The 9,502-nt window shown below is 68.3% G+C and carries 7 protein-coding genes; 1 reads left to right on the forward strand and 6 read right to left on the reverse strand.

The annotated features are described in order from the left end of the window. Positions 1-1,166: formate-dependent phosphoribosylglycinamide formyltransferase (gene purT, locus TSO352_RS07180; protein ID WP_109106714.1), on the reverse strand; the 1,166-nt coding region annotated here is incomplete at its 3' end. Between the two features lie 227 nt (positions 1,167-1,393). Between purT and TSO352_RS07185 the strand changes: the two genes are divergently transcribed. Next, on the forward strand, positions 1,394-1,786 hold the full coding sequence (locus tag TSO352_RS07185) for a hypothetical protein (protein ID WP_247871943.1): 393 nt from the start codon (positions 1,394-1,396) through the stop codon (positions 1,784-1,786). A 35-nt stretch (positions 1,787-1,821) separates the two neighbouring features. Here TSO352_RS07185 and TSO352_RS07190 read toward each other — a convergent pair whose 3' ends face one another. The 5 genes from TSO352_RS07190 to TSO352_RS07210 all read right to left on the reverse strand — a co-directional run bounded on the left by TSO352_RS07190 (position 1,822) and on the right by TSO352_RS07210 (position 9,485). Next, positions 1,822-2,097, reverse strand: coding sequence for a DUF5985 family protein (locus tag TSO352_RS07190; RefSeq protein WP_109106586.1), 276 nt, complete (start codon positions 2,095-2,097; stop codon positions 1,822-1,824). Next, positions 2,097-2,366, reverse strand: coding sequence for a DUF5985 family protein (locus TSO352_RS07195; protein WP_199231507.1), 270 nt, complete (start codon positions 2,364-2,366; stop codon positions 2,097-2,099). Before TSO352_RS07195 ends, TSO352_RS07190 begins: the two co-directional genes overlap by 1 nt. Positions 2,367-2,454: 88 nt before the next feature. After that, on the reverse strand, positions 2,455-2,829 hold the full coding sequence (locus tag TSO352_RS07200; RefSeq protein WP_109106716.1) for a hypothetical protein: 375 nt from the start codon (positions 2,827-2,829) through the stop codon (positions 2,455-2,457). Between the two features lie 66 nt (positions 2,830-2,895). Next, complete coding sequence (locus TSO352_RS07205) at positions 2,896-5,019, reverse strand: response regulator (protein ID WP_109106587.1); 2,124 nt, start codon at positions 5,017-5,019, stop codon at positions 2,896-2,898. A 164-nt stretch (positions 5,020-5,183) separates the two neighbouring features. Beyond that, positions 5,184-9,485 carry a response regulator gene (locus TSO352_RS07210; RefSeq protein WP_247871944.1) on the reverse strand — a complete coding sequence of 1,434 codons (4,302 nt, stop codon included), beginning with the start codon at positions 9,483-9,485 and terminating at the stop codon, positions 5,184-5,186. Positions 9,486-9,502: the final 17 nt, after the last annotated feature.

A 9,502-nucleotide genomic window follows, 5' to 3' on the forward strand; every position in this document is an offset into this window, starting at 1 on the left:
GCGTACCGGATCGCAACCGCCCCCGCCGCCCGCAACGCGCGGGCGCGGGCGTCGTCGGTGTCGGTGCCGGTGGCGAGCGCCACGGCCATGCGGCGGTTCTTGCGGGTCGTCGGCTTGCCGAACAGGCGGACATCGACGTCCTGCTCCGCCGTTCCCTCCGCCAGCGCCGCGGCCAGCCCCTCGATCCGGAAATCCTCCGCCTCGCGGTCGGCCAGGATGACGGCGGAGGCCGAGGGCGCGCGGCAGACGATGCGCGGGATCGGCAGGCCCAGGATGGCGCGGGCGTGCAGGTCGAATTCCGACAGGTTCTGCGACAGCAGCGTCACCATGCCGGTGTCGTGCGGCCGCGGCGACAGTTCGGAGAAGACGACCTCGTCGGCCGTCACGAAGAACTCGACGCCGAAGATGCCGTAGCCGCCGAGATTGTCGACCACCCGCGCCGCCATCGCCTTGGCGTCGTCCAGCATCCGCTGCGGCATAGCGACCGGCTGCCAGGATTCCTGGTAGTCGCCGCGCTCCTGCCGGTGGCCGATCGGCTCGCAGAAGAGGATGCCGTCGCGGGTGCGGACGGTCAGCAGGGTGATTTCATAGTCGAAGGCGACGAACTCCTCGACGATCACCTTCCGGCGGTCGCCGCGCATGTTGGCAACGGCGTAGGTCCAGGCCGCTTCAAGCTCGCCCGCGTCGCGGACCGTGCTCTGGCCCTTGCCGGACGACGACATCACCGGCTTGATCACGCAGGGGAAGCCGGTGTGTTCGGCGCCGGCCCGCACCTCCTCCAGGCTTTCGGCGTAGCGGTAGCGCGAGGTGCGCAACCCGAGTTCGGTCGCGGCGACCTCGCGGATGCGGTCGCGGTTCATCGTCATGGTGGCGGCGCGGGCCGACGGCACGACGGTCGTGCCGGCATCCTCGAACTCGTGCAGCACCTCGGTGCGGATCGCCTCCACCTCCGGCACGATGAAGTCCGGGCGGTGCTTGGCGATGGCGGCGCGCAGCGCGTCGGCGTCGAGCATGGAGAACACCTCCGCCGCGTCGGCGACCTGCATGGCCGGCGCGTCGGCGTAGCTGTCGCAGGCGACGACCTCGCAGCCCAGCCGCTTGGCCGATATGACGAACTCCTTGCCCAGTTCCCCGGAGCCCAGCAGCAGAATCTTGGCGGTGAACATCCACTCAACTCCCGTGACGGCGACAGCCGCCCGACCATACGGCCTCGCGCCGGCCGGGCCAAGGGCTTGGCAAGGCGGGACCGGGAGAAAAAAGCACCGGCAAGGCGGCGGAAAGCAACCACCAAATATTTCAAAAAGAAAATTTGAACGAGTCTGGATGAAAAGTCCGCCCAGACCGTTTATCATGAAAATAACCCGAAAGATGGTTCGAAATGGGGAGGTTGCTCATGGTCAGATCGGCTCTGGTCGCCACGGCGATGGCCGCGTCGCTTGCCGTGTCGGGCTGCGCTGGAAATGGCTCCGACGATATGGCCGGGGCGCTGCTGATCGGTGCGGCGGTGATCGGCTTGGGCGTGCTGGCGGCCAGCGGGTCGGATGACGGCGACGACGACCGGCCGGACTATCGGCATCGGCGGCACCATTCCGAACAGCGCAGCGGCTACGGCAACGAATGGGGCGGCCAGGGCGGCTACTATTCCAACAACAACCGGTATTCCGAGGACCGCTACGCCCGCAACGGGCAGTGCGACGATCCCCGTTACCGCACCTCCAACGGCGGCCGGGCCGCCGCCGGCAGCGACGAATGGGATTGCCGGCGCTTCGGCGATGGCCGGAAGTAAGCTTGCGGACGTAAGCGGGCCGGGACAGCCGCCCGCTACCGGTGGCGCCCTTCCAGGTTCTTGCGGACGATGGCGACGATGATCAGCAGGAAGGCCAGCAGGCGGAGCAGATAGATCCAGCTCTGCTCCTCCCGCTCCAGCCCGCTCAGCGCCACCAGCGTCTGGTTCAGCGCCAGCAGCGCGAAGGCCAGGGCGAAGGTCGCGAACAGCGCGTCGCGCGTCCGCCGCCAGAAGCGGAGAAAGAACAGCCCGGCGACCGCGTACAGCGCCGCGATGGCCCCGGTGATGAAGCTGTAGGTGGTGGGGGACATCAGTCGGCATCCCAGATGAAGCCGTACAGCAGCACCCCGATCCCGGCCAGGGCGGAGAGCTGGCGCAGCGGCAGCAGATCGACCTGCGTCGGCAGGACGACCACGTCGACGAACAGAAGCAGGTTGTTCAGCGCCAGCCCGACAAAGCACAGCGTGCTCCACAGCAGCAGGCGGCCGCGCGACCGCCGGTAGCTGCGCGCCAGCAGCGCCATGCACAGCAGGCTGGCGGCGAAGCACAGCAGATAGACCGCGGACTGTATCACCTCCATGCTGCGGCATCCCTGCCGGCGCAACTGCCCCGGACCGATCGTATCGGATTCTGTTGCCCAATCTCTGTCGCCATGAACGGCAACCCTCTCAATCGTTGAGACGGAAACGGAAGGAATCGGCGAAGACCTGCACCTTGTTGCCGGGCGCCGCGAAGATCTCCCGGATGACGGCGGACGGGCGCGTGGCGTAGGCCTGGGCGATCTCCTCCACCCAGTGGTCGAGCACCGGGGCGGCCGGCCGGTAGCGGTGGCTGCCGTCGGCCTCCGCCACCAGCAGCCCGGCACCGAGGAAACCGACCAGCGCCTCCTGCACCACGACCTCGCTGCCGCGCAGCTCGCGCACGAGGTCGGCGTTCGACCAGTTGCGGTCGGATTGGCGGCGCAGCAGCAGCAGCAGTTCCAGCGCCCACACCGACCGGATCGACCGGCGCAGCAGGGCGAGGGCATCGTCGGACAAAACCATGAACCAGAACCTGACCTGATATGCCTGATGGGCGGCGTGAAACGCCGCCGCCAACGGTCCCCGTCATCAGCCCCGCATCGACTCCACCGGGGCCAGAGGGGCATGAAGATCCAGCGCGCGCCGCAGGGCGCGGGCCAGATCGCCGTCGCGGTAGGGCTTGGCCAGCGTCTCCGCGCTGCCCACCGCCGCCCGCTGGGCCCCCTCCTGATCGGGGGCGCCGGCCACGTTGTCGGGAACCGCCGCCTCCGGGCCGTTGGCGTAGCCCGACGCGAAGACCACCCGCAGCGACGGATGGCGCCGCAGCCCCTCCCGCGCCAGCTCGCGGCCGTTCAGGCCACCCGGCATGACGATGTCGGTGAACAGCAGGTCGACCGGCTGCCGGTCCAGCACCGCCAGCGCCGCCTCCGCCCCGTCGGCCTCCAGCACCCGGTAGCCGAGCGCCGCAACCGCCTGGACCGCCACCGCCCGCACGTCGGCGTCGTCATCGACCACCAGCACGGTCTCGCCATGGCCGGCCAGCGCCACGTCGGCCCCCTCGTCGGATGGGCCGGCGCCGCGCGGCGGCTCCACCGCCGCACGCGGCAGGTAGAGGCGGAAGGTGGTGCCGGTGCCGGGCGCGCTGTCGATGCCGATCAGCCCGCCCGACTGCTTGACGAAGCCATGGATCATGGCAAGGCCGAGGCCGGTGCCCTTGCCCGCCTCCTTGGTGGTGAAGAAGGGCTCGAAGGCGCGGTCCAGCACCTCCGGCGGCATGCCGCAGCCGCTGTCGGACACCGACAGCAGGATGTAGTCGCCGGCCGGAACGCTCATGCCATGGGCGGTCTGCGGCGTGGCGAAGCGGGTGTTCTCGGTGCGGATGCGCAGCGTGCCGCCGCCGGACATGGCGTCGCGGGCGTTGATGACGAGGTTCAGCAGCGCCGATTCGGCCTGCGAACGGTCGACCGACGCGGTCCACAGCGGCTCCCCGCCGGCGGGCGGGGCGTCGATGGCGATGGTGATCGCACCGCCCAGCGTGCGGTCCATCAGCTCGCCCATGCCGGCGACCAGCGCGCCGAGATCGACCGGTTCGGGGTGAAGCTGCTGGCGCCGGGCGAAGGTCAGCAGCCGCCGCGTCATGTCCGAACAGCGCAGCGCCGCCTGCAACGCCATCTCGGCCCGCCGCGCCGCCTTGGGATCGTCGGCCAGACCGGGCACCAGCCGCTCCAGGCTGCCGATCACCACCATCAGCATGTTGTTGAAATCGTGGGCGATGCCCCCGGTCAACTGGCCGACCATCTCCATCTTCTGGGCGTGGGCGAGCTGATGCTGCGCCTGCCGGGTTTCGGTCACGTCCAGGATGGTGCCGAACAGCTCGCGCGCCACCCCATCCTCGTCGCGCACCACCACCGCCTGGTCCAGCAGGTGGCGTTCCGACCCGTCCGGGCAGCGCCAGCGGTATTCGACCGTCGACAGGCCGGTGGCGTGGATGGATTCCAACTGGCGCAGCACCCGCGCCCGGTCATCGGGGTGCAGCCCGGATTCCCAGAAATTGGCGTCCTCGATGAAGGCGCGGGCGGGATGGCCCAGCACCGCCTGCACCGTGTCGGACAGGTAGCGGAACGGGATGCCCGGCGTCAGGTCGGCGGTGTAGAGCACGATCGGCAACTGGCCCAGGATCAGCGCCTGCCGCTCCTCCGACCGGCGCAGCGCCTGTTCGGCCTGCCGCATCTCGCGCCGCACCCGCTCGTTCTCGTCCAGCAGGCGCTGCTTGGCTTCGGCCTCGCGCTTGATTTCCTCCGTCTTGCGGTAGAGGTCGACGAAGACCGCCACCTTGCATTTCAGGATGTGCGGGTCGACCGGCTTGAACATGTAGTCCACGGCGCCGGTGGCGTAGCCGCGGAAGATGTGCGTCTCGTCCTTGTTGATGGCGGTCAGGAAGATGATCGGGATGTGACGCGACCGTTCGCGCAGCCGGATCAGCTCCGCCGTCTCGTAGCCGTCCATGCCCGGCATGTGGACGTCGAGCAGGATCAGCGCGAAATCCTGGCGCAGCAGGTGCTTCAGCGCCTCCTCGCCCGACCGGGCGAGCACCAGCTGCGCCCCCAGATCCTCCAGCGTCTCGCGCACGGCGAACAGGTTCCGGTGGTCGTCGTCGACGATCAGGATGGCGACGTCGGCCTTGTCCGGCTGCGGATGCGATTCGGTCGTCATGGTCCCGTTGTCCCATCCGGCAAGTGCCCCACCCGGCGGTCGCAGGGAGGCCGGTGCGGCCGGCACCGGGAGGGCGGTGGGCGGCGGTACGGTCAGCGCGGCGCGGCCCGGCTGTCGGCCATGCGGGCGACCGGCCGCGCGGAGATCGCGGAGCTTGCGACGGGTCATGCCGGCACCCCCCCGCGCGGCTGTGGCCGGCCGCCTCTGGCCGTCCAGATCCGCAGCAGCGACAGCAGATGGTCGATGTCCACCGGCTTGGCGATGTAGTCGGTCGCCCCGGCCTCGATGCACTTCTCGCGGTCGCCCTTCATCGCCTTGGCGGTGACGGCGATCATCGGCAGGCTGCGGAAGTCGTCGATGGCGCGGATCGTGCGCATCGTCTCGTAACCGTCCATCTCCGGCATCATGATGTCGACCAGCACCACGTCGATGGCCGGGTCGGCCCGCAGCCGCTCGATCCCCTCGCGCCCGCTTTCGGCGTGCAGCACCTCGATGGCATGGGCCTCCATCACGCTGGCGAGCGAGAAGATGTTGCGGATGTCGTCGTCGATCACCAGCACCCGCTTGCCGGCCAGCGACGGGTCGTGCTGGCGCAGATCCAGGATGCTGCGCCGCTTGTCGTCGGGCAGGCGGTCGACGGCGCGGTGCAGGAACAGCGCCGTCTCGTCCAGCAGGCCGGCCGGCGAGCGCGCGCTCTTCAGGACCACGGTTTCGGCCAGCCGGCGCATGCGGGCCTCATCCTCCGGCGCCACGTCGTTGGAGATGTAGACCACCACCGGCACCCAGGCGAGGCCGTCGCGGGTGCGCAGCCACTCCACCAGTTCGAAGTCGGCCGCCGTCGGGCCGGACAGCGTCGGGTTGGACAGGTCCAGCACCATGCAGTCGAAGCGCTCGGCGCTCAGCGCCGCCATCGCCGCCTCGATCGAGGTGACGGTGTGGGTTTCGACGTCGCCGTTGCCGATCAGGGCGGCGACGGCGCCCGGCTGCGGGCTGTCCTTCTCCACCACCAGCAGCTTGCGGTGCGTCCGTTCCTTGAAGCTCTTCACCCGGTTCAGCGCGTCGAAGATCGCTTCGCGCTCCACCGGTTTTTCCGAATAGTCGAAGGCGCCCATCGCCAGACCGCGCCGCCGCTCGTCCTTGGCCGAGATGACGTGAACCGGGATGTGGCGGGTCTGCGGGTCACGCTTGAGCAGGTCGAGCAGCGCCCAGCCGTCCATGTCCGGCAACCCGATGTCGAGCAGGATGGCGTCCGGCCGGTATTTGCGCGTCAGCGGCAGCGCGGCGGTGCCGACCGACGACACCACGGTGCGGAACCCCTTCTCCCGCGCCAGATCGATCAGGATGGAGGCGAAGGTCGCGTCGTCCTCGACGATCAGCACCACCGGTTCGCCCGCGGCGATGCGGTCGCGGTCGTCGCCGGCGGGGTGCAGTTCCAGCAGCCCCAGCCCGTCCGGCGACCCGGCGGCAAGGATCGGCCGCGCGATCTCCGAGCGTTTGGTCAGGAGGTTGGCCGGCGCCACCGCGCCGCCCGCCGCCTGCGCCACCGGGGTGGCGGCCTCGGCGGCGGGGTCGTGGCTGCGCGGGACATAGAGGGTGAAGGCGCTGCCCTGGCCCACCGTGCTGGTCACGCGGATTTCGCCGCCCAGCAGGCGGGCGATTTCGCGGCTGATCGACAGGCCGAGGCCGGTGCCGCCGTATTTGCGGCTGGTGGTGCCGTCGGCCTGCTGGAACGCCTCGAAGATGATGCGCTGCTTGTCCTCAGGGATGCCGATGCCGGTGTCGAGCACGGTGAAGGCCAGCACCGACGACGCGGTGCCCAGCGTCGGGTGCGCGGCGCTCCAGCCTTCGGTGGCCGGGGCGACGCGGAAGGTGATGCCGCCGGCGTCGGTGAACTTGAAGGCGTTGGACAGCAGGTTGTTCAGCACCTGGGCCAGACGCTTCTCGTCGGTCTGGATGCTGGGGGGCAGCGCCTCGTCCATCTCGATGGTGAAGGACAGCCGCTTTTCCTGCGCCAACTGCGAGAAGGTGCGCTCGACATGGTTGCGCAGGTCGCCCAGCACCACCTCGCCGATCTCCAGCGTGACGGTGCCGGATTCGATCTTCGACAGGTCCAGGATGTCGTTGATCAGGCCGAGCAGGTCGGACCCGGCGGCGTGGATGGTGCGGGCGAATTCCACCTGACGGTCCGACAGGTTGGTGTCGGGGTTGTCGGCCAGCAGCTTGGACAGGATCAGCAGGCTGTTCAGCGGCGTGCGCAGCTCGTGGCTCATGTTGGCGAGGAACTGCGACTTGTACTTGGAGGTCAGCGCCAACTGCTCCGCCTTGTCCTCCAGCGCCGCCTTGGCCAGCACGACCTCGCGGTTCTTGCGCTCGACCTCGATGTTCTGCTGTTCGAGCTGTTCGGCCTTGTCTTCCAGGGCCTCGTTGGTGGTGGTCAGCTTTTCCTGCTGGGCCTTCAGCAGCTCTTCCGACTTGCGCAGCGAGGCGGCCTGCTGTTCCAGCCGCTCGTTGGTGGTCTTCAGCTCCTCCTGCTGGCTTTGCAGCTCGGTGGTCAGGCGCTGCGACTGCTTCAGCAGCCCCTCGGTGCGCATGTTGGCGGCGATGGTGTTCAGCACGATGCCGATGCTCTCGGTCAACTGCTCCAGGAAGCTCTGGTGCGTCTCGCTGAAGCGGCTGAAGCTCGCCAGCTCGATCACCGCCTTGACCTCGTCCTCGAACAGGACCGGCAGCACGATGATGTTCAACGGCGGCGCCTCGCCCAGGCCGGAGCTGATCGACACATAGTCGCGCGGCACGTTGGTGAGGAGGATGCGCTTCTTCTCGTAGGCGCACTGCCCGACCAGCCCTTCCTTCAGGCCGAAGCGGTTGGACAGGTTCTTGCGCTCCTTCAGCGCGTAGGAGGCGACCAGTTCCAGCAGCGCTTCGTCGCGGTCACGGGTGGCGACGTAGAAGACGCCATGCTGGGCGTTCACCAGCGGCGCGATCTCCGACAGGATCATGTTGGAGACGGTGACCAGATCGCGTTCGCCCTGCAGCATGCGGGTGAATTTGGCGAGGTTGGTCTTCAGCCAATCCTGTTCCGCGTTCTTCAGCGTCGTGTCGCGAAGATTGCGGATCATCTCGTTGATGTTGTCCTTCAGCGCCGCGACCTCGCCCATCGCCTCCACGGTGATGGAACGGGTCAGGTCGCCCTTGGTCACCGCGGTCGCCACCTCGGCGATGGCGCGCACCTGGGTGGTCAGGTTTGCCGCCAACTGGTTGACGTTCTCCGTCAAGTCCTTCCACAGGCCAGCGGCGCCGGGCACGCGGGCCTGACCGCCCAGCTTGCCTTCGATGCCCACCTCACGCGCCACGTTGGTGACCTGGTCGGCGAAGGTGGCCAGCGTGTCGATCATGCCGTTGATGGTGTTGGCCAGCGCCGCGATCTCGCCCTTGGCGTCCACCGCCAGCTTGCGCTTCAGGTCGCCGTCGGCGACCGCGGTGACGACGCTGGCGATGCCGCGCACCTGACCCGTCAGGTTGGCCGCCATCATGTTCACGTTGTCGGTCAGGTCCTTCCAGGTGCCGCCGACGCCCTCCACCTTCGCCTGACCGCCCAGCTTGCCTTCCGAACCCACCTCTCTCGCGACACGTGTCACTTCCGAGGCGAAGCTGTTGAGCTGGTCCACCATGGTGTTGATGGTGGATTTCAGCTCGAAGATCTCGCCCTTCACGTCGACGGTGATCTTCTTCGACAAATCGCCCTTGGCGACCGCGGTTGTCACTTCCGCGATGTTGCGGACCTGACCGGTCAGGTTGGCCGCCATCATGTTCACGTTGTCGGTCAGATCCTTCCACGTCCCGCCGACGCCGCGCACCTGCGCCTGTCCACCCAGCTTGCCCTCGATGCCGACCTCGCGCGCCACGCGGGCGACTTCCGAGGCGAAGCTGTTGAGCTGGTCCACCATGGTGTTGATGGTCGATTTCAGCTCCAGAATCTCACCCTTCACGTCGACGGTGATCTTCTTCGACAAGTCGCCATTCGCGACCGCGGTCGTCACCTCGGCGATGTTGCGGACCTGACCGGTCAGGTTGGTCGCCATCGCGTTCACGTTGTCGGTCAAATCCTTCCAGGTGCCGGCGACGCCCTTGACCTGCGCCTGACCGCCCAGCTTGCCCTCCGACCCCACCTCGCGCGCCACACGCGTCACTTCCGAGGCGAAGCTGTTGAGCTGGTCCACCATGGTGTTGATGGTGGATTTCAGCTCCAGAATCTCGCCCTTCACATCGACGGTGATCTTCTTCGACAAGTCGCCGTTCGCGACCGCGGTCGTCACCTCGGCGATGTTGCGGACCTGACCGGTCAGGTTGGTCGCCATCGCGTTCACGCTGTCGGTCAGATCCTTCCAGGTGCCGCCGACGCCCTTGACCTGCGCCTGACCGCCCAGCTTGCCCTCCGAGCCCACCTCGCGGGCAACGCGTGTCACCTCCGAAGCGAAGCTGT

This window comes from Azospirillum sp. TSO35-2 (assembly GCF_003116095.1).
Classification (GTDB): Bacteria; Pseudomonadota; Alphaproteobacteria; order Azospirillales; family Azospirillaceae; genus Azospirillum.